19 protein-coding genes are annotated in these 19,523 nt (G+C 45.2%); 9 read left to right on the forward strand and 10 right to left on the reverse strand.

Annotation, left to right across the window (positions count from 1 at the left end):
• Window positions 1-97: 97 nt before the first annotated feature.
• From QUB39_RS17620 to QUB39_RS17640, 5 genes are all read right to left on the reverse strand, one after another.
• Window positions 98-1,552, reverse strand: a complete 1,455-nt coding sequence (locus QUB39_RS17620; protein WP_333210792.1) for a DUF512 domain-containing protein — start codon at window positions 1,550-1,552, stop codon at window positions 98-100.
• A 170-nt stretch (window positions 1,553-1,722) separates the two neighbouring features.
• Window positions 1,723-2,049, reverse strand: coding sequence for a hypothetical protein (locus QUB39_RS17625; RefSeq protein WP_333055816.1), 327 nt, complete (start codon window positions 2,047-2,049; stop codon window positions 1,723-1,725).
• Window positions 2,050-2,065: 16 nt separating this feature from the next.
• Window positions 2,066-2,419 (reverse strand): DUF5615 family PIN-like protein, encoded by a 354-nt coding sequence (locus QUB39_RS17630; RefSeq protein ID WP_333055817.1) that lies wholly within the window; start codon window positions 2,417-2,419, stop codon window positions 2,066-2,068.
• 6 nt (window positions 2,420-2,425) lie between these two features.
• On the reverse strand, window positions 2,426-2,758 hold the full coding sequence (locus QUB39_RS17635) for a DUF433 domain-containing protein (RefSeq protein ID WP_333055818.1): 333 nt from the start codon (window positions 2,756-2,758) through the stop codon (window positions 2,426-2,428).
• 607 nt (window positions 2,759-3,365) lie between these two features.
• On the reverse strand, window positions 3,366-4,268 hold the full coding sequence (locus QUB39_RS17640) for an undecaprenyl-diphosphate phosphatase (RefSeq protein ID WP_333055820.1): 903 nt from the start codon (window positions 4,266-4,268) through the stop codon (window positions 3,366-3,368).
• A 322-nt stretch (window positions 4,269-4,590) separates the two neighbouring features.
• On the opposite strand from QUB39_RS17640, the gene QUB39_RS17645 reads away from it, so the two are divergent.
• The 3 genes from QUB39_RS17645 to QUB39_RS17655 all read left to right on the forward strand — a co-directional run bounded on the left by QUB39_RS17645 (window position 4,591) and on the right by QUB39_RS17655 (window position 7,803).
• Complete coding sequence (locus QUB39_RS17645) at window positions 4,591-5,202, forward strand: thylakoid membrane photosystem I accumulation factor (protein WP_333055821.1); 612 nt, start codon at window positions 4,591-4,593, stop codon at window positions 5,200-5,202.
• Between the two features lie 250 nt (window positions 5,203-5,452).
• On the forward strand, window positions 5,453-6,514 hold the full coding sequence (locus QUB39_RS17650) for a mannose-1-phosphate guanylyltransferase (RefSeq protein ID WP_333055822.1): 1,062 nt from the start codon (window positions 5,453-5,455) through the stop codon (window positions 6,512-6,514).
• A gap of 242 nt (window positions 6,515-6,756) precedes the next feature.
• Entirely contained in the window at window positions 6,757-7,803 is a 1,047-nt protein-coding gene (locus tag QUB39_RS17655) for a site-specific DNA-methyltransferase (RefSeq protein WP_333055823.1), read from the forward strand.
• On the opposite strand, the gene QUB39_RS17660 is transcribed toward QUB39_RS17655, so the two are convergent.
• Together QUB39_RS17660 and QUB39_RS17665 are read right to left on the reverse strand one after the other, a co-directional pair.
• The gene (locus QUB39_RS17660) at window positions 7,767-8,804 is read right to left on the reverse strand and encodes a BstXI family restriction endonuclease (protein ID WP_333055824.1); all 1,038 of its coding nucleotides are present in this window, start codon (window positions 8,802-8,804) and stop codon (window positions 7,767-7,769) included. The genes QUB39_RS17655 and QUB39_RS17660 overlap by 37 nt on opposite strands.
• Window positions 8,801-9,073 carry a helix-turn-helix transcriptional regulator gene (locus QUB39_RS17665; protein ID WP_333055825.1) on the reverse strand — a complete coding sequence of 91 codons (273 nt, stop codon included), beginning with the start codon at window positions 9,071-9,073 and terminating at the stop codon, window positions 8,801-8,803. Before QUB39_RS17665 ends, QUB39_RS17660 begins: the two co-directional genes overlap by 4 nt.
• Window positions 9,074-9,358: 285 nt before the next feature.
• Between QUB39_RS17665 and QUB39_RS17670 the strand changes: the two genes are divergently transcribed.
• A complete protein-coding gene (locus QUB39_RS17670; RefSeq protein WP_333055826.1) occupies window positions 9,359-11,011 on the forward strand; it encodes an AarF/ABC1/UbiB kinase family protein in 1,653 nt (550 codons plus the stop codon).
• Window positions 11,012-11,355: 344 nt separating this feature from the next.
• Window positions 11,356-12,300 (forward strand): UV DNA damage repair endonuclease UvsE, encoded by a 945-nt coding sequence (uvsE, locus tag QUB39_RS17675; protein ID WP_333055827.1) that lies wholly within the window; start codon window positions 11,356-11,358, stop codon window positions 12,298-12,300.
• A gap of 70 nt (window positions 12,301-12,370) precedes the next feature.
• Here uvsE and QUB39_RS17680 read toward each other — a convergent pair whose 3' ends face one another.
• The gene (locus QUB39_RS17680; RefSeq protein ID WP_333210797.1) at window positions 12,371-12,820 is read right to left on the reverse strand and encodes a hypothetical protein; all 450 of its coding nucleotides are present in this window, start codon (window positions 12,818-12,820) and stop codon (window positions 12,371-12,373) included.
• Window positions 12,821-12,946: 126 nt separating this feature from the next.
• Here QUB39_RS17680 and QUB39_RS17685 point away from each other — a divergent pair, with 126 nt between their 5' ends.
• Window positions 12,947-13,618: an SOS response-associated peptidase gene (locus tag QUB39_RS17685; RefSeq protein ID WP_333210799.1), complete on the forward strand. Its 672-nt coding sequence runs from the start codon at window positions 12,947-12,949 to the stop codon at window positions 13,616-13,618.
• 150 nt (window positions 13,619-13,768) lie between these two features.
• Window positions 13,769-14,155: a VOC family protein gene (locus QUB39_RS17690; protein ID WP_333055830.1), complete on the forward strand. Its 387-nt coding sequence runs from the start codon at window positions 13,769-13,771 to the stop codon at window positions 14,153-14,155.
• 21 nt (window positions 14,156-14,176) lie between these two features.
• Here QUB39_RS17690 and QUB39_RS17695 read toward each other — a convergent pair whose 3' ends face one another.
• Entirely contained in the window at window positions 14,177-15,364 is a 1,188-nt protein-coding gene (locus QUB39_RS17695) for an RNA-guided endonuclease TnpB family protein (protein WP_333055831.1), read from the reverse strand.
• 242 nt (window positions 15,365-15,606) lie between these two features.
• The gene (locus QUB39_RS17700; RefSeq protein WP_333055870.1) at window positions 15,607-16,224 is read right to left on the reverse strand and encodes a CP12 domain-containing protein; all 618 of its coding nucleotides are present in this window, start codon (window positions 16,222-16,224) and stop codon (window positions 15,607-15,609) included.
• 514 nt (window positions 16,225-16,738) lie between these two features.
• On the opposite strand from QUB39_RS17700, the gene glpX reads away from it, so the two are divergent.
• Together glpX and QUB39_RS17710 are read left to right on the forward strand one after the other, a co-directional pair.
• Window positions 16,739-17,776 (forward strand): class II fructose-bisphosphatase, encoded by a 1,038-nt coding sequence (gene glpX, locus QUB39_RS17705; RefSeq protein ID WP_333055832.1) that lies wholly within the window; start codon window positions 16,739-16,741, stop codon window positions 17,774-17,776.
• Window positions 17,777-17,921: 145 nt separating this feature from the next.
• The gene (locus tag QUB39_RS17710; RefSeq protein ID WP_333055833.1) at window positions 17,922-19,214 is read left to right on the forward strand and encodes a glutamyl-tRNA reductase; all 1,293 of its coding nucleotides are present in this window, start codon (window positions 17,922-17,924) and stop codon (window positions 19,212-19,214) included.
• Window positions 19,215-19,523: the final 309 nt, after the last annotated feature.

The raw sequence follows: 19,523 nt of genomic DNA on the forward strand, positions 1-19,523 counted from the left end.
GATTGAGGTCTCAAATTTCTAGTCTGTAGCCTGAACTCGACGGTTGCAAGTCACAATTACCCTACTCATCTTAACTTTTGAATGTTCGATTCAAAATTTAGAATTTAACTTCAGCATTTGCCAGACCGATCGCCGTCGAGATTAGTTCCTCTACTCCGCTCACCGGCAAAATCCGGGTTTTTAGCGAGCTGGCGAGCTGTTCGAGGGTCATGTCGTCGAGAAAACGCGGTTCCCCCTGTTTTAGCATCACCGACGGCAGCAGAATGCCATCTCCCAAGTCTCGCCCCTGCAAAGCTTCCAGCAAATCTTGCCCGGTGAGCAAACCCGTGACAGTGATAGTTTGTCCCCAGTAGTTGCTGCACAGTGCGGCCATGTTGACGGACAAGCCGGGAATTTGGTTTAGTTGTTGTACGATCGGCTCAAAAGCTTTTTCGACAGCATTCCCCACCACCCAAACTAACTTGCGCGCAGGCTCGACTGGCATCGGTTGCAGCTTCTCAAAAGCCGTTTCAAACTGCTGGATAAACTGGCGGATAGAACCCACACCATTACCAATTTGCGGATAATCTTCGTAATCAGCAGCCGACGGCAAATCTAAACCAGCGATTAAAAACCACTCGTCAGCCAGCCAAATACAGCGAGATTTTGACTTTCCTAACAAGCCATTTAAATCTTCTCCCCCCCTTGCTAAGGGGGGGTTGGGGGGGGTATATTTTGAATTCTTCCTTTTCGGCTTTCCGCCACCTTTTCCTGTACTCAAAAGCCCTTGAATTTTCTGCACTTGCTCGATTACTTCTCGCGCTTTTTGGGCAGTTACTGCGATTAGTTCATCTTCGGCCGGGCGAAAGCGAGTTAAACCCACCGGCACTACAGCCACCGATGCTACAGCCGGAATACTTCCAGTATGAAACTTTGCCAAATCTAACAAAGTGCGTTCTAAATGTTCGCCATCATTAATACCGGGACAAACAACTACTTGAGCGTGAATTTGCAAGCGGCGTTCTTGAAACCATTTGATTTGTTCTAAAATCTTCCCCGCGCGGAGATTTTTTAGCAACCGAATTCGCACTTCCGGTTCCGTAGCGTGTACCGAAACATAGAGAGGAGAAAGCCGCATTTGTTCGATTCTGTCCCACTCTTTTTCAGTCAGATTTGTGAGAGTGAGATAGCTACCGTAAAGAAAACTAAGTCGGTAGTCATCATCTTTGAGATACAAAGTTTCGCGCTTTCCCGGAGGCTGCTGGTCAATAAAGCAAAAAGGACAGCGATTGTTGCACTGAATTAGTCCGTCAAAAAGAGCAGTTTCAAATTCCACTCCCAAGTCTTCGTCATACTCTTTTTCTATTTCTAATTTGTGAGTTTTGCCTTTAGTGTCTAATACTTCTAATTCTAGAAATTCATCGGCGCACAGGAATTGATAGTCAATCAAGTCGCGGGGTTTTTGACCGTTGACGGCGACGATTGAGTCTCCGGGTTCAAATCCCATTTCGGCGCAGATGCTGTCGGGGATAACTTTGGTGATTAGGGCGGGCCGGATTGATATGTCGCTCATGGTTATTAGTTATTAGTTATTTGTTATTTGTTAGCGGAGAATGTTTACAGTTTAACTTGTCTAGGCTGACAGAAGCGATCGGGCGATCGCTTCTGCCAGTCTAGGCGAGTGAATTGTCTTTAACGTCTTTAACAGAATTGACTTGTCGGGTTGCTAAATATACAGCATTATTATATTTTTTCCATAAACAGTTCTGCAATCCGCACCTCAAAAGTTATTCCGGGTAGCTGAGGCTGCCATCCGAGTCGCACCGCTTGCCGTATCCATTGTGTTGCATCACAGGGTGTTACTGGTTTCACTTCGTTAGTACCCCAACATTGAGGATGAGGTCGATCGGTGATGATAACTAACACCGAACCCCGTTTTTGGGCGTGTTCGATCGCAACATGAAGATTTCCGGAGTATTCTTGCGTATAAGTAGCTTGTCTTCGGATTAGCCAGATAAAAGGCTCCCCATCAACAATTATTTTTCTGGCTCCTTTTTTCGGTATTGACATAGTTTGCTTAAACTCGTTAGCGTAAAGGTAAAAATCGCACTTGTCCTTCCCATTCTCCTTCCAGACTGCACTCAGCTATTAGCAAAATTTCCTCGATCGCCAAACCTACAGAAACACGGCGGCTGACTTCAAATAACCCTGGCATCGCAAGACCTGCTTGCATTCGTTCGTAGGCAAAGTTTGTCATAGTTGCTACATCGTGAGTTAGTACCACGCGCCCTTGCTGCGCGGCCCATTCTAAAACAGTTGGGTCGTCTGCTTCGATCAAGCCCATATCTTGAACGCGGACAATATCAACGTCGGGATTTCGCCGCAGAATACCTCGAACAATCTGATTGTTAAAGTTCTCGTCTGCCAATAATCGCAGCATATAACACTACCCTTTTTGGTTGCGTCTGGCTAATAAGCGATCGCGTATTCCAACTGGGTTAAAACGCCTTTCTGCTTCCTGCTGAACTTCTGTGGCAAGACGTTGACGTTCCATCAGATAAGCGTCAACTTCGGATTGGTGTCGCAAGTAGTAGCCGATCGCAAAATAAATATCGGAAAGTTGAAGAGACGGGTACTGTTCCCGGATTTCTTCTGCTGTGCCTCCTTCAAGAAAAGCTGTAATGACTGTATCTAGGGTAATTCGGGTTTGGCTAACCCGGATAACACCGTTTGCATCAGCCACAAGCGGAATTGGTTCAGCCGTAGGAACAAATAGCATTTTAAGATTGATGGCAGTATTAGTTTTCTCTTTTCAGCATAGCAGTCTCCTAGGCTCGATCGCCTTTAGAATCAGAATAACTTCTGGGTTGTGAATTTAGCTTGGCTGTGAGAGGATGTATCAAAAATATGTATTTATGAAACTCAAAATTTTGACGGGGTTCCTGACAGGCTTAGTTGTTTCTGCCAGCACAACAGCGCTCTTTTGTCAACCCAGCCTTGCGGCAAATAATCCCTTTTTTTGCGAGACTATTCCATATATTAGCACTGGGATTCTGAACGGAGAACCTGTTTTAAATCTGATACTATTGTTCCCACAATTCCGGGAGAGATAAAGAAGGACATCGCTACACCAATGCTAGCACCATGAACCAGCATAATTAGCGTTAATTTTTCATTTTGGCGCTCGCTATCTTCAGGCATTCTATATCCTTCACGGCGACGCTCACTTTGAGTTAAAAGCTAACAGCTTGTCAGCTATTAATAAGCTTTTTATGAACGGGCAAGATGCCCGTCCCACAAGAAAATTTACTCTTTGTGGAACAGGCATCTTGCCTGTTCTTGTTTTGTGGAACAGGCATCTTGCCTGTCCTTGTAATTATAACAACCTACGCATTTTTCACTGCCCCACCTGCGATCGCCGTTAAAATGGCCACGCCAAAAGCTAGCCGATACAACACAAATATCCACGTCTTTTGAGTTTGCAGGAACTTCATTAGCCACGCGATCGACAAATAAGAAAACACAAATGATGAAATCGTTCCCACTATCAAAGCTGCAACTCCCGCATCGCTGATTCCTTGTCCCAAATCACCCCTTAATTCCACTAATCCAGCCAGAGTAATTGCCGGAATTCCCAATAAAAAAGAAAACCGCGCGGCGGCGGGTCTTTCCAATCCCATGAACAATCCTGCTGTTAGAGTGGAACCCGATCGCGAACACCCCGGAATCAAGGCGATTGCTTGAGCTGATCCCATCAAAATACCGTCTAAGACAGTTAACTTTTCATAAGTGCGATTGCGCTTGCCAATTTTTTCTGCTATTGCTAACAGTAGCGACATGACGATCGAAGCAATGGCGATACTGGCCAAACTTCTAAGTGGCGAGTTGTCAAAATCTGGAACCAATGCCTTGATTAGCAGCCCAAAAAAGACTATAGGTATTGTTCCCAAAACCAGTGCTACCGCCATTTGAAACTCATGGGATTTGTAGTTGCGCTGCACCAGGGCTTCGACTGCACCAACAGCTATATTTGTCAAGTCTTTCCAGAAATACCAAAGCACTGCGACAATGCTGCCCAACTGAATAACAGCAGTATAAGCAACTCCGGGATCGCCCCATCCCAGGGCGATCGGCACTACCTTCAAATGAGCGCTGCTGCTGATAGGCAAAAACTCTGTTAATCCTTGTACAATTCCTAAAACAAGGGCCTGCGCCAGATTGATTTGAGCCGGCCCGGAAACATCAGCAGCCGGCGTTTGGGCGAGGAGTGCGTCAAGCAAAGCTATCATTAGTTGTAAATTCCCAGTTTTCAGTTTCTAGTTATCACTTGGATTTAACATCTTGCATTATTTTCAGAAGCTACAAGCCCATGCCACCACAAATAAATTTTATTGTGGCGCGGACACTTCCAGCCCGCCCCTAAAAAGCCGATCGCAAATAGTGATCTTGGGCCTGTAGAATCGCCTTGTCGATCGCCACTATCAGCAATTTACGATCGTCGAGCCGAAACTACTTTAACCTACTCAACAACATTTGCCTACATTTTGCTGATAAACTTAGGAAAGTTTTTGCATCTGATTTCGGTTTCCTTACAGCAACTGCCCACAACCTATGATATTTACTGAGAAAAAAAAATCACTTGTTACTGCTGCTTCTGGCATCCGCTGGCTGAGGCGAATCTTGTCAGCCAGTCTTGTAACAGTGGCGATCGCACTTAGCTTCATACTGCTAAGCGGCACGGCCCCAGCCTTGGCAACTCTTACGGACGATCGCTTTGACGGTACAATATTTGCCCTCTACGCCGGCAACGGTTCCCTAGTTCCTCCTAAAGTCAAGATTACAGATTCTTTCAAACGCCATAAACCCGTACTGTTGGTTTTTTACACTGACGACAGCAGCGACTCCAAGCAATACGCGATCGTCGTCTCTCAACTCCAGGAATTTTACGGGCGCGAAGCCGATTTTATGCCCATAACAATTGACTCTTTGCCTCCGCAACCGTCACCCGAAATCACCGAACCAAGCCATTATTACGAAGGTTTCGTACCTCAAACTGTCATCCTAGACCAATCGGGAAAAGTAGTTTTCAATGAAAAAGGACAAATACCATTTGAACAGGTAGATGACGCTTTTCGGAAAGTATTTGACTTGCTGCCTAGAGAAAAATCAATTCCGCTCAAACGCCGTGTTGTGAACGAACTCAATATCGAATTGTCGAAGTAATAGGTAATGGCTAATTCCTAGTGGCTATAGCAATCTTCAATGATTCCTCAACCAGAGTTTTTCGGTCTTATATTGAATAAGGTATGCTGGGGCGCACCTTACATTGATCGTGATACTAATTGGATTGAAAAAGTGACAGGCAGAAGATAGAAGGTAGAATTAAAAATTAAGCTACGGGTAAAGACACGGCATTGCCGTGTCCCTACCAGTATCAAGGCAAAATAGATGTGAACAGTTTAAACTTTAAACAATGAGTAGAACCTTAATTCCTGTGATTCTGGCCGGCGGTAAAGGCGAACGTTTCTGGCCACTGAGTCGCAAGCAGCGGCCCAAGCAGTTTTTGAGTCTCGACGGTAGCGGCAAGAGTTTGCTGCAGGCTACTGCGGAAAGACTTTTGGAATTAGGTAACGGTTGGGACGATTTGTGGGTGGTAACGTCGGAAATGTTGGCGGAGGGGGTTCGGGAACAGTTGCCGCTGTTACCGCCGGAGAATTTACTGGCGGAACCAGAGGGCCGAGATACTGCGCCGGCTGTGGCCTGGACTGCTATAGAAACTGCGAAGCGTTACGGTGAGGATGCGGTTGTTGGTTTTTTCCCGGCGGATCACTGGATTGGGGAACCACAGGAGTTTATCAAGACTTTGGAGGCGGCGGCGGAGTTGGCGAAAAATCAGGATGCGATCGCCACTTTGGGAGTCAAGCCGAGTTATGCTTCTACCGGTTACGGCTACATCGAACAAGGCGAGGAAATCGGCAGTTTTGGGGGTTTTCCGGCCTATCGAGTGGCGAGGTTTACGGAAAAGCCCGATCGCACAACTGCGGAAGAATTTGTAGCCAGCGGCAAGTTTAGTTGGAACGGCGGAATTTTTGTATTTCGAGTCGGAACAGTCTTGACAGAATTGCGAAATCATGTACCGGAAATGATGGCAGCTTTGGAAGCAAAAGGGGCGCAGGCTTACTCAGAATTACCCAAAATTAGCATCGATTACGCGCTGATGGAGAAGACGCAAAAGGCCTGTGTTCTGCCCGTAGGCTTTAGCTGGGACGATTTGGGAGATTGGAATGCGATCGGTCGTTTGCTGCAAGGAGATAAGCCGAATTTGGAGTTAGCCAAACACGTCGGAATTGATACGAAAGGTGGCATTTTTTATGCAGCCGATGAGAATGAGGTGATTGTCACCATTGGTTTAGAAGATGTGGTAGTTGTCAGAGATGGCAATGTAACTTTGATTGTAAAAAAGGACAGGACGCAGGAGATTAAACAGGTAATTAAGGTGTTGGGAGAAGATGATAAATTGAAAGATTTATTGTGATAGAAATAGGGCGATTATCAATCGCCCTTTGGAATTACAATAAATCCCGGAAAAAGCGAATTACAAAAAATTATAAAACAGGCTATTTTTCCCGAAGCTGTTAAAGATGTTGAACCGGGCGAGCGTAAAACCCATCATTTAATTGTCTTACAGACTAGACTGAGGTTCGGTTTCCCATATATAATAACTTAAATTATGGAATCGAGCGGTTGAGTACAGAGCGCTATAGAGAAAATAAGCCAATGAACACCTACTTTCAATCCCCTGCGGTCACTCTCTACCAAGGTGACTGCTTAGATGTATTAAAGTCACTGCCTAATAATTGTGTCAATCTAATTCTGACAGACCCCCCCTATCATTCTACTAAAAAAGATAACATTACGGGCGACAAAAGATTTAAAAATGATCCAGAGTACCTTCACTGGTTAGACACTATAGCCGAGCAATGGCAGCGGGTATTAGCTCCCAATGGCTCTCTCTACTGTTTTGCCTCTAATAAAATGGCAGCCAAAATTGAGGTAATGTTAGGTGAAAGATTTAATGTCCTAGCTTCAATTACTTGGACAAAACCCAATGAACCAGGCTATGATGGATGGAAGCAAAAGGCAAAAAAAGAAAGTTTAAGGAGTTGGTATCTTCATTCGGAACGGATTATTTTTGCTGAATCAGCCTCAGCGGAAAACAACAAACAATCAGCTTTTGGTAGCTTGCTCAGAAAAACCCGCGAAGCTGCAGGGATCTCAACTATTCAGCTAACAGAAGCTATTGGTGAGTATGGGAGTGTCAATCACGGTGGTGCAGTATCGAATTGGGAGACCGGCAGAAACATCCCCAGTCCCGAACAATATCAAAAACTGAAATCGGTGTTGTCTAAATTTAGCCCCCAAGTCCCAGAATTACCTGATTATCAAGAAATAATCAGACCTTTTTCTGTAACTGCCGATATACCATACACCGATATTTGGGATTTCCCAACAGTTAGACCTTACCGGGGTAAACACCCAGCAGAAAAGCCATTAGATATGATTACTCATATTATTGAAGCCAGTTCTTATTCGGGTGATATGGTGCTGGATTGCTTTGCAGGTTCAGGTGTTGTTGGACAAGCAGCCCAAATGTTAGGTCGTAAAGCTATGCTGATTGAGATTGAAGAAAGTCTGTGTCACAAAATAACTTTACGGTGTTCTGATATATCACAGCCATTACCAAAGTCTAAAACATCAGAATTTGACTGGAAAAAGGAATTTTTGTTTCAAAACTTATTAAATAATGTGTCTTCGGAAAAATAATTAATTATTTTTCCGTTATTTGTGAGGACTTCTTCCATCCATTTTAATGTGCGTTTAACTCCCCAGTCTCTAGCTGCTGCATTACAGTGATGATGTCCCCATCCCAAATTGTAACGACAGTGATTATATACTCCGGCTTTGAGTTCCTTAACATGAAATAAATTTGCTGTGGTAACTGTCAAATCAGGTACATTTCGACCTTCAGCTTGTTCCACGCGGGACGCCAGCTCTTGAGCTAGGATAGGCTTCAAGCAAAGAGGGCAAACGGTACGCTGTTGGCTATCTATTATCCTGTTTTGCTGAAGTAGCGTAAGATCGCTCAGTCCCATGTCCTGACATTTAGCTTCGATTATTGCCTTGCATTCTTCAGGATTCAGTGTCCCTTCTTCTCGCGCCATATCAATAATTCCCTCGGTTTGCCACACAAGGAAAGATAACTGATATCTAGTAGCTTCTATTTCTGTTTTTGAAGCATACTCATAAATCCTAATTCCTGCCCCTTGACCGCCAGTTTTGCTATCTATGTACCCATGCCTTTCAAGAGAGTCTCCAGGACGGGTAGTATCTGGTACGCGGGCAAGGTATTGACCTCCTAGTGGTGGAATTCGAGAATGGGCGGGATGCCAACCATACTGACTTGGAGGGTAGCGCATCCATTGAGGTCTAGTTTCATAAAATACTAATAAATCTTTTCCTAGCTGTAAGTCTTTTGGTAAATCTAATTTAGAGGTTGGAGGAGTGTCCGAAAAGTATTCCTCTGGATGGGCAAGAACTATGTAACCATTTTCAAATCCTTCGGGTGGTGGGACAACCCCAACTTTCCACGAACTCAGCGGTATTAGGACTGTACTAGATCGGAGGACGCGGTTTTGATAAACAGTATCTTTCTCTGCACCTCTGGTTTGACCTGTCTTTTCAACTTTTCTCGCTATTGCTGCTGGCAGACCAAGTTTATAGCTCAACCGAGTATTTTTAGCTTTAGCATTTTTTTTAGCTGTCACTCTTCTACCTCTATACCATAGTTAGCAAAGAGCTCAGAAATAGATATATCCAGGGCTTTTGTTAGATTGTCAATATTTTCCAAAGATGGATTGCGCTGACCTCTTTCTATGCTCGAAATGTAAGTACGATGAAGTCCTGAAATTTCGGCTAGGTGTTCTTGTGATAGATCGAGTTCTCGCCGACGCCGCCTTATGGCTTTTCCAAAACGCTTTTTGATATCTATTTCACTTTTTTGCTTCAAGGTACAATTATCAAAAAATGTAGACAATAAATCTACAGACTATAAATAAACTTTTATAGACAATAAGTCTACAGATTATAAGTCAATTAATGAATACTATAAGTAACAAAACGGTCTGAAAATGTTTCCGAGACGAGGAAATTCTCAACAGCAATTCTGCTACCCAAAATACGCGCGTGCGAAGCTATCCCGTAGGGAATCGCGCCCCATTCGCACCACCCCCAAGTTATTCCCCAAGACACTGGTCAGCTTGGTCAACAGCGCTATCCTAGTAGTTATATAGCCCTTAAACCCGATCGACCCGGAGGCCCCTTGTTTAGCCTAGTTCAAAACAATTCTCGCAAAGGAGAAATTCTAGAGGTCGTCTTCCGCAACGGTTGGGACTACATGAAAAGCCTCCTAACCGGCCGCAAAACCGACGCACCCAGTCTCCCAACTCCAGCAGTTCTCCGCAATATCCTCGTCGAATTAGGCCCAGTATTTGTCAAATTGGGTCAATTGCTGAGCACCCGTCCTGACCTTTTACCCGCCAGCTACATCGAAACTCTCTCCACGCTACAAGCGGAAGTGCCGCCCGTACCGTGGTCGCAAGTAGAAGCAATCGTCCGCCAGGAACTCACACAATCTCTCGAAAATACCTTCGCCAAATTTAACACCGAAGCCATCGCAGCAGGTTCGATCGCCCAAACCCACAAAGCTACCTTAAAAGACGGCCGCGAAGTCGCCCTCAAAGTTCAGCGCCCCGGTATTGATATTGTCATCGAACAAGACATCGCCGTACTGCGAGGTTTGGCAGAACTTGTCATGCTCACAGACTTCGGTCAACAATACGATATTGTCGCCTTAGCAGAAGAATTTGCGATCGCCCTGCGTGCAGAACTAGACTTCATTCAAGAAGCCAGCTACACAGACGAACTGCGCCGCAATTTATCTAAAAGTAAATGGTTTGACCCCACACAAGTGGTCTTACCAGAAATTAACTGGGAGTTAACTACAAAAAAACTCTTAGTCATGGAGTGGCTGAACGGAGTCCCGATTTTGTTAGGCGATTTGCAAGGAATTCGCCACAAAGGAGATATAAATGCCGAACGCGAAGAAATTACAACGCTACTTTGCCGCGTTTTCTTCCAGCAGTTATATATCGACGGATTCTTTCACGCAGACCCGCATCCCGGCAATTTATTTTATCTCAAAGACGGCCGCATAGCTTTGCTAGACTGCGGCATGGTCGGCAGATTAGACCCGCGCACTCAGCAGAATTTGACAGAAATGTTGCTGGCAATTGTCGATTTAGACGCTCAGCGCTGCGCTCAATTAACTTTGGAAATGGCCGAATTTGCTCAGCCGACAAGTTTAGTTAATCTAGAGAACGATTTGGCTCGAATGCTACGCAAGTATTACAATGTTAGCTTGTCGCAAATGAACTTGTCGGAAATTTTTTATGAGGTGCTGGAAATCACCCGCAAAAATAAAATTCGGCTGCCCAGCAATCTCGGTTTGTATGCAAAAACTCTAGCGAATTTGGAGGGACTGGCGCGCTCTTTTAATCCCCGATTTAATATTGTAGAGCAGGTTAAACCGCTGATGACCGATATGTTTCGGCGTCAGTTATTAGGAGACGATCCGATCCAAGCTCTGCTGAGAACTGCCCTGGATCTGAAAAGCTTATCTTTGCAATCTCCGCGACAGGTGGAAGTGCTTTTAGACCGAGTTACTTCGGAAACTTTGAAGTGGAACTTGACACTAAAAGAACTCGATCCGCTACGCCGCACTCTGGGGGATTCTGCGAACCGACTTTCTTTTAGTATTGTCGTGGGTTCGCTGATTGTGGGGGCGGCAATTATTTCTTCTAACGCACAAACTTCTCAGCTATCTTTTCTGAGCACTGGTTTGTTTGGGGCGGCGAGTTTTTTGGGTTTTTGGTTGATTATTAGCATTCTCAGGTCAGGGCGTTTGCGAAGTTGATTGAAAACGGGAAATGGGGAAAGTCAGGAGATATAGCAATTCTTTCGGGAAACACGAAACTGAGTTTTTTTGTGAAGGAACCGCGAAGACTCTCTTGACGCGAATGTTGAGAAGAGAAGAGAAAAATTTCACAATTTATGCCAGGAGTGCTATAGCATCCTCAACTATTAAGCAACATCTCTGACTTAAGATAGGCGATCGCCCGCAGCCGCTGAGTCTAAGCTAGAAATTATAGTTAGATCGAGTTTTGAGGGAGTAAAGTCTCTCAAAACTTGATAACTAAGGACTTCAGTCCTTATTACAAACCTATTTTGCGATCGAAATAGAGCTAGGTGTTATTTTAAATGAGCAATATTAACCAAGTATTGGAAAAAGACAAATTGCCGGAATTGGGATTAGTCTGTATTACAACATCCAATGAAGTTCGCTTTCGCACAGTCACGCGGAAGCGACTTTTACAGCTTTCGGAAACTGAACAAGAAACGGTATTGCGCGAGCTTTATACAGACAACTTAAAGCGGCTTGACAAAGCGATCGACTTCTGTTCCGTTAATCAGATTAAGCTCTACCGCATGACTTCTGCACTGTTCCCTTTTGCAGATACAGATTTGGGGGAAGCAGTGCTACACTCCATGACTGAAGAATTGCGGACTACGGGCGATCGCGCTCTTTCTTTAGGCATCCGCTTGGTACTCCACCCGGATCAATTTGTCGTCCTCAGTTCCGACAAGCTTTCTGTGGTTGAAAACAGCATTAAAATTCTCGCGACTCATGCTTTAATTTTAGATATGTTGGGACAACCCCGATCGCCCCTGGCACTGATGAACATTCACGGCGGCAAGAGCGATCGCATTTCGCAGCTCAAGTCTGTCATCCGCGATTTACCCGAATCAATTCGATCGCGCTTAACCTTTGAAAATGACGAATACGCTTACAGTTCCTCGGAAATTTTAGAAGTTTGTCTCGATACCGGCGTACCAATGGTTTTTGACGCCCACCACCACGTCATTCACGAACATTTAGAAACTTACGACGATCCCAGCGTTGCCGAAATGCTCGCAGCCGCCCGCACAACTTGGTCTGTTCCTGAATGGCAATTAGTGCATATATCGAATGGCAGAGAATTTTTTGCCGATCCGCGCCACAGCGATTTAATTACAGAAATGCCTAATTGCTATTATCAAGCTCCTTGGATTGAAGTAGAAGCTAAATTCAAAGAATTAGCTATTGACAAGTTGCGCGCCGAATGGTTGTCGGCGAAGGTTCCACAATTTAGCAATGTCTCTTAGGGTGGGGTTTTACCAACAATAATTGCCTAAAACAAATCATCTCGAAAATTCACCCCCACTTAACGGTAAATCACAAGAACAGGCAAGATGCCTGTTCCACAAAGAATGAATTTTCTTGTGGGGTATCCCGCAAGAACAGGCAGGATGCCTGTTTCACAAAGAATGAATTTTCTTGTGGGGTATCCCGCAAGAACAGGCAAGATGCCTGTTTCACAAAGAATGAATTTTCTTGTGGGGTATCCCGCAAGAACAGGCAAGATGCCTGTTCCACAAAGAATGAATTTTCTTGTGGGGTGTCCCGCAAGAACAGGCAGGATGCCTGTTCCACAAAGAATGAATTTTCTTGTGGGGTGTCCCGCAAGAACAGGCAAGATGCCTGTTCCACAAAGAATGAATTTTCTTGTGGGGTGGGCGTCTCGCCCGCCCGGTTTAGTCCGACAATCCGACAGGGGTTTTTAACCCCTGTCTCATAGTTAAAGTCCTCTAAAAGAGGACTAAAATAGATAGATATTGAGCTCATATTTCCAGTCGGTTTTAACCGACTTTAGCTTTGAGGCAGGGGTTTCAACCCATGCCGGACTGCCGGATTACCCGACTGTCGAACTGCCGGAATCGGTAAAAACCGCGTTAATACAACTATAAAATTATGTGCGGAAGATTCACTTTAACTACTTCAGGTCAAATCATCGCCGAATTATTCAAACTGTCGGGAGTTCCAGACATCAAACCGCGATACAATATCGCCCCAACTCAATCAGTTGCCACAGTCACAGTTGAACCAGAAAAAATGCAGCGACATTTTCAATTTATGCGCTGGGGTCTGATTCCAAGTTGGGCAAAAGACATGAAAATAGGCAGTCGCATGATTAATGCGCGATCGGAAACTGTAGCCGAAAAACCTGCTTTTCGCAGCGCCATTAAGCACAGGCGATGTTTGATAGTGGCTGACGGTTTCTACGAATGGCAACAGCAGGGAAAGAACAAACAGCCTTACTATTTTCAAAAGGCAGACGGCGAACCTTTTGCTTTTGCCGGTTTGTGGGAAAATTGGGAATCTCCTGAAACAGAAAACATTGTATCTTGCACTATAATTACTACCGCTGCTAACGAAACAGTGCAGCCGCTGCACGATCGAATGCCCGTGATTCTCCCCGACAGCGATTGGGAACAGTGGCTCGATCCTGCTGTTAAAAATGCTCGGGAAGTTTTGCCCTTGTTAAAGCCCTATGCTTCCGAAGCGATGAAAGCAAAGGCCGTAAGTGCGATCGTCAATAGTCCAACTAGAGACAGTCCCGAATGTATTAGCGATCGACAATAAATCATTGCAGCCGACAAAACCGAGATAGTTTGAGTTATGATGTAAAATGATGTTTGAGTTGTAGCTTGGGTTTTCTAAAGATCAGTTTAACTCAGTTGTTATTTGCTCAAACATTTTTTAAATCTTAACATCAGTTAGAAGACAAAAAATATGATCGGATATGTTACACTCGGTACCAACGATATTGAAACGGCAGCCAAGTTTTATGATGCTTTGCTGGCTGAAATTGGCGCTCGACGATTCATGGAATTCGACGGATTTATCGCATGGAGCGTTTCTCCAGAGGAACCAGCACTTGCTATTATAAAACCCTATGATGGTAACACAGCAACTGTTGGCAATGGAGTCATGATAGCTCTTCAGGTTGACAGTCCAGAAAAAGTTAACTTAGTTTATAACAAAGCGATCGAACTTGGGGCTAAGGATGAAGGGCCAGCAGGACCAAGAGGCGCGTTACCGGGGTTTTATGCGGGATATTTTCGCGATCTTGATGGGAATAAGCTGAACGTGTTTTGTTTGACATCCACCCCGCCGTAGAACGGCGAGGATTCCCAAACCTCAAGATTTAGGTTTCTGCTTCTGTCCCTTACGGGGTTTCGCACCTGCCTTAACAGATTTACTCTGTTCGGGTCTTACAGTCGCTCCACAGACTGCCACGGCAAGCCCTGCCGCCAAAATATTCTTTGCCGCGTTGATGTCTCGGTCATGGTGTGTCCCGCAATTAGGACAATCCCATTCCCGGATATTCAACGGCATCTTGTCAACGATGTGTCCGCAATTGCCACACCGTTTTGAACTCGGAAACCATCGGTCAATCTTAATTAAAGTACGACCGTACCACTTACACTTGTATTCAAGTTGCCTGACCAATTCGCCCCAACTTGCATCACTTATGGCCAGGGCAAGGTTGGGATTTTTAATCATGTTCTTCACAGCCAAATTCTCGACGGCGATGGTTTGGTTTTCGCGCACCAACCGCGTTGTTAACTTGTGAAGGTTATCTTTTCTTGCATCAGCAATTTCTTGATGTACTTTCGCTACTTTGAGTCGTGCTTTGTAACGGTTGTTTGACCCTTTCTGTTTCCGGCTTAAAGCTTTCTGCGCTCTTCTAAGTTTGCGATATTTTGCCTTGAATCCTTTGGGATTGGCAATCTTTTCACCAGTGCTAAGAGCGAGTAAACTTGTAATGCCCAAGTCAATACCAACTTGACTGCCTGACTGAGGTAATGCTTCAATTTCAACATTCACCAACAGGGAAACTGACCACCTACCAGAGGGTGAAAGCTTCACCGTAATGGTTGATGGTCGGCAACCGACAGGTAGCATCCGGCTCCAACGAATTGGCAACGGGTCGGCACACTTTGCTAAGTAAACTTGTCCATCCTTAAACTTGAAAGCAGATTTGGTAAACTCTGCGCTACCACCATTGCGTTTTTTCTTGAAGTTGGGATATTTCGCCCGCCCATCAAAAAAATTGGTGTAAGCCGTTTGTAAATGTCGCAAGCATTGCTGTAACGGTACGCAGCTAACTTCCGACAGAAAATCTAACTCTTCTGTTTTCTTCCATTCGGTTAGCATTGAAGAGGTTTCAGCATACCCTACCCGTTTTTGGTCTTTGTACCATGCCTCGGTTCTTACGGCTAAGGCACGGTTGTATACTAAACGAGCGCAACCCATTGTCCGTCGCAACAAACTCTCTTGTTCCGGAGTTGGGTAGAATCGATAGCTGAAGGCTTTGAGCGTCATGCTCACAGTCTAACACTTCGATTGTGATATTGTGCTAGACTCAATGTAAAATCTTTGTAAAGCCGTCAAACGAAGGACGGGGTTTCAAACCCAAATTTCTGATGACAGGGCCAAACACTTAAGATTTTTATCTTTCGTGAGGCGAGCCGAAAAAAAGCTATTTCCGATTGTTAGTTATTAGTTATCAATCCATAAATAAGAGTTGATAACTAATAACTAATAGTTAATGACTAATAACTAGATTAACTGTCGTATATCCGCGCTTCAGCAGCCTCTGGATTTTCCTCGCAATACTGGTCAAAAGCCGTTTTTTCCAGCTTCATCGATCGCTGGTGAGAAGCCTCAGCCTGCATTTCTTCTACAATATCCCAGGCTACCGCGCACTCTCTAGAGGTAGCGCCTTTTTCGGCACAGATACTTCTGGCATCCGCGATCGCCTGTTCGATTTCTTCGTCAAATAAAACACTCTTCGGCTTCTCAAGAAAATCGCTTTTTGTCAATATATCCGTGACCGAAATAATGCCCACTAGCTCGTCCTTAATCACCGGCGCCCGGCGGATGCGGGTATTCGCGAACAACCTAGCCACATATTCCACCCCCAAGTCAGGATTGACCGTAATGCAAGGTTTGGTCATAATCTCGAAGACGCGGACTTTTTTCGGGTCTACTCCGTAGGCTGCTACTTTATAGACAATATCCGTTTCTGTCACAATGCCATAGGCATCTTGTTCGTGGCGACGTTCCACAATCAACGCGCGCAAACACAAATCGTTCATCATCGCCACCGCTTCAGCTACCGTTGCTGAACCGCGAATGGTAACAACATCTGTGGTCATAATATCTTGGGCTTTCATCATCATTGTTTTTTGCTTACGGCTCATAAAGTCTACTGCGTCGCGATTTGGGGCTGTCCATTTGATTTGCGATCGTCATTAGGACTTACCCTCACAAACCCGGTTTCTACCAAAATTTTGGGTTTAGTAACGATAAATTCCGGGTTAGCAACCGGGTTTCTGAGAAATCGTGCATCGCAAACTAATCATAAAACCTTTAACGGCACTCGGAATGACAACTTGCCTGAAACAGCCCGTCGCAGCCCCGGAACCTCTGGAGTCCGCGATTTAGCGTTCAGACGGCAGGGCTGTTTCATTCTCTTGTAGGGGCCGTGCTACCCCTACTCCCCGTGCCGGCCCTCTTGGTCGGATCTTTGAGCTTGTTGGACTCAGATTTTCCAGCCCCAGTCTCAAAGAAGCAAAAGTTAACACAAACTAAGCAACTGCTTGCGCTCGCACAGATCCCCGCCTCTGATAAACTTGATGGCTGGGAGTGCAAAAGAGCACAAGGCACGCATCAGCAGTTGGGAGGATCTAGTTCGTGGACAATGTAATCGGTTTAGAGATTATCGAAGTAGTTGAGCAGGCAGCCATCGCTTCCGCTCGCTTGATGGGCAAAGGCGAAAAAGATGAAGCCGACAGAGTGGCTGTAGAAGCCATGCGGGAGCGCATGAACAAAATTCATATGCGCGGCCGCATCGTGATCGGCGAAGGCGAGCGCGATGACGCACCCATGCTTTACATCGGTGAACAAGTAGGTATTTGTACCCGCGAAGATGCCAAAGATGTCTGCAACATAGATGAATTGATCGAAATTGACATCGCTGTTGACCCCTGCGAAGGTACTAACCTGGTTGCTTACGGTCAAAACGGTTCGATGGCAGTTTTGGCAATCTCTGAAAAAGGTGGTTTGTTTGCGGCACCGGATTTCTACATGAACAAATTGGCTGCTCCTGCGGCTGCTAAGAATCATGTAGATATTCGCAAAACGCCCACTCAAAACCTCAAAATTATCTCTGATTGTCTCAGCCGCAGTATTGAAGATTTGGTGGTGGTGGTCATGGATCGCCCCCGACACAAAGATTTAATTAATGAAATTCGGCAAGCGGGTGCAAGAGTTCGGCTGATCAGCGACGGCGACGTTTCGGCAGCGATTTCTTGCGCGTTTTCTGGTTCCAACATCCACGCACTTATGGGTATTGGCGCAGCACCCGAAGGCGTGATTTCTGCAGCGGCAATGCGCTGCTTGGGCGGTCACTTCCAAGGGCAGTTAATTTACGATCCGGCTGTTGTAAAAACTGGTTTGATCGGTGAAAGCAAAGAGAGCAATATCGCCCGCCTGAAAGAGATGGGCATCACAGACCCAGACAAGATTTACAATGCTGAAGAGCTGGCATCTGGAGAAACAGTTCTGTTTGCAGCTTGCGGGATTACTCCCGGAACGCTGATGAATGGAGTTCGCTTCTTTGGCGGCGGCGCTCGCACTGAAAGTTTGGTAATTTCTTCTCAGTCGAAAACGGCTCGATTTGTGGATACAATCCATATGTTTGACCAGCCGAAATCTCTGCAATTGAATTAGTGATTAGTTAGTGGTTAACAGTTAAATGTTAACAATTAACAGTTAACGGTGAACAGTCACCAGTGATTAGCAATTAGCGATAAACTAAGAACTAATAACAGGTGACTGTTAACAACTAAGAAAGAAATAGTGACAAATCACAGATATGAATATTGCAGTCGTAGGTCTCAGCCACAAAACAGCGCCGGTAGAAGTTCGCGAAAAACTGAGCATTCCAGAACAGAAAGTTGAAGCCGCGATCGCCCAATTGCGCGGCTACCCGCACGTTCAAGAGGTTGCCATCCTCAGCACTTGCAACCGCTTAGAGATTTATATTGTTACCCGCGAGTCGGAACCTGGTGTGCGAGAGGTTATTCAGTTCCTTTCCGAATTCAGTAAAGTTCCTTTGCAGTCTTTGCGCCCTCACCTGTTTATTTTGCTGCACGAAGATGCGGTGATGCACTTGATGCGAGTGGCTTCTGGCCTCGACAGTTTGGTGCTCGGAGAAGGACAAATTTTGGCTCAGGTGAAACAAACTCACAAACTCGCCCAGCAGTACAAAGGTGTAGGCAGAATTTTAGAGCGCTTGTTCAAGCAAGCTCTCACAGCAGGGAAACGAGTTCGCACGGAAACTAGCATCGGTACTGGTGCAGTTTCGATTAGTTCGGCGGCGGCAGAATTGGCTCAAATGAAGGGTCAGCATTTAGCAAGCAGCAAAATTGCCATTATCGGTGCTGGCAAAATGTCGCGGCTTTTGGTGCAGCATTTGCTCTCCAAAGGAGCTAGCCATATTTCGATCGTTAACCGCTCTGTGCGGGGCGCCCTGGAGTTGGCCGGTCAGTTTAAAGATGCTCAACTGCACCTGTATCAGCTATCGGAAATGATGCAGGTAATTGCTAGTTCTGACTTGGTTTTTACCAGTACGGCAGCTACCGATCCACTGTTAAATAAAGCTAAATTGGAAGCGGTTTTAGATCCGAATCGCCCTTTGATGTTGGTGGATATTTCTGTGCCGCGCAACATTGACTCGGATGCAAACGAACTCACTAATGTGCGATCGTTTAATGTGGACGACTTGAAAGCAGTGGTAGCTCAAAATCACGAAACCCGTCGCAAAATGGCAATGGAAGCTCAGGGCTTGCTGGAACAGGAAGTAGAGGCTTTTGATCTCTGGTGGCGCAGTCTGGAAACCGTTCCTACTATTAGCTGTTTGCGGGATAAGATAGAATTGATTCGGGAACAAGAGTTAGAAAAAGCTTTATCGCGTCTTGGTTCGGAATTTTCGGAGAAACATCAAGATGTGATTGAATCTTTAACAAGGGGGATTGTGAATAAGATTTTGCACGATCCGATGGTACAGTTACGCGCTCAGCAGGATATTGAGGCGCGGCGGCAAGCGATGCAAACTTTGCAAACACTGTTTAATTTGGATGTGGATGTCAATCAGCAGTACAGCTAGTTTGTCATTGGTCATTAGTCATTAGTCATTAGTCAGTTGACCCGAAAGCAGGAGTCATATTATGCCCGGTCAATTACCATGAATAAAAATGCCTCCAACCCTGGCGGCAAAAGTATCATTCGGGAAGGTAAATTGCTCGAACATGATATAAGTTACAGCATATTCCATGTATATGTAGTACACACTATATTGTAGTAAGTAAGGTGCGTCGCCACCAGTTAATCTGCAAGTTCTATTTAAAAGGTCGCAGATCCGCACCCTACATATTAAAATTACACAACATAAATATAGCGGCTACTGTACTTCATC

Origin of the sequence: Microcoleus sp. AT8-B5, from assembly GCF_036705565.1 — a bacterium.
Classification (GTDB): Bacteria; Cyanobacteriota; Cyanobacteriia; order Cyanobacteriales; family Microcoleaceae; genus Microcoleus.

Bases quoted from the DNA above. Each gene is read 5' to 3' on its own strand.
- QUB39_RS17710 (WP_333055833.1), top strand. From the start codon at position 17,922: ATGAATATTGCAGTCGTAGGTCTCAGCCACAAAACAGCGCCGGTAGAA.
- QUB39_RS17625 (WP_333055816.1), bottom strand. From the start codon at position 2,049: ATGTCAATACCGAAAAAAGGAGCCAGAAAAATAATTGTTGATGGGGAG.
- QUB39_RS17655 (WP_333055823.1), top strand. From the start codon at position 6,757: ATGAACACCTACTTTCAATCCCCTGCGGTCACTCTCTACCAAGGTGAC.
- QUB39_RS17620 (WP_333210792.1), bottom strand. From the start codon at position 1,552: ATGAGCGACATATCAATCCGGCCCGCCCTAATCACCAAAGTTATCCCC.
- QUB39_RS17630 (WP_333055817.1), bottom strand. From the start codon at position 2,419: ATGCTGCGATTATTGGCAGACGAGAACTTTAACAATCAGATTGTTCGA.
- QUB39_RS17650 (WP_333055822.1), top strand. From the start codon at position 5,453: ATGAGTAGAACCTTAATTCCTGTGATTCTGGCCGGCGGTAAAGGCGAA.
- QUB39_RS17635 (WP_333055818.1), bottom strand. From the start codon at position 2,758: ATGCTATTTGTTCCTACGGCTGAACCAATTCCGCTTGTGGCTGATGCA.
- QUB39_RS17680 (WP_333210797.1), bottom strand. From the start codon at position 12,820: ATGAGCTCAATATCTATCTATTTTAGTCCTCTTTTAGAGGACTTTAAC.
- QUB39_RS17690 (WP_333055830.1), top strand. From the start codon at position 13,769: ATGATCGGATATGTTACACTCGGTACCAACGATATTGAAACGGCAGCC.
- QUB39_RS17640 (WP_333055820.1), bottom strand. From the start codon at position 4,268: ATGATAGCTTTGCTTGACGCACTCCTCGCCCAAACGCCGGCTGCTGAT.
- QUB39_RS17700 (WP_333055870.1), bottom strand. From the start codon at position 16,224: ATGATGATGAAAGCCCAAGATATTATGACCACAGATGTTGTTACCATT.
- QUB39_RS17685 (WP_333210799.1), top strand. From the start codon at position 12,947: ATGTGCGGAAGATTCACTTTAACTACTTCAGGTCAAATCATCGCCGAA.
- QUB39_RS17695 (WP_333055831.1), bottom strand. From the start codon at position 15,364: ATGACGCTCAAAGCCTTCAGCTATCGATTCTACCCAACTCCGGAACAA.
- QUB39_RS17645 (WP_333055821.1), top strand. From the start codon at position 4,591: ATGATATTTACTGAGAAAAAAAAATCACTTGTTACTGCTGCTTCTGGC.
- uvsE (WP_333055827.1), top strand. From the start codon at position 11,356: ATGAGCAATATTAACCAAGTATTGGAAAAAGACAAATTGCCGGAATTG.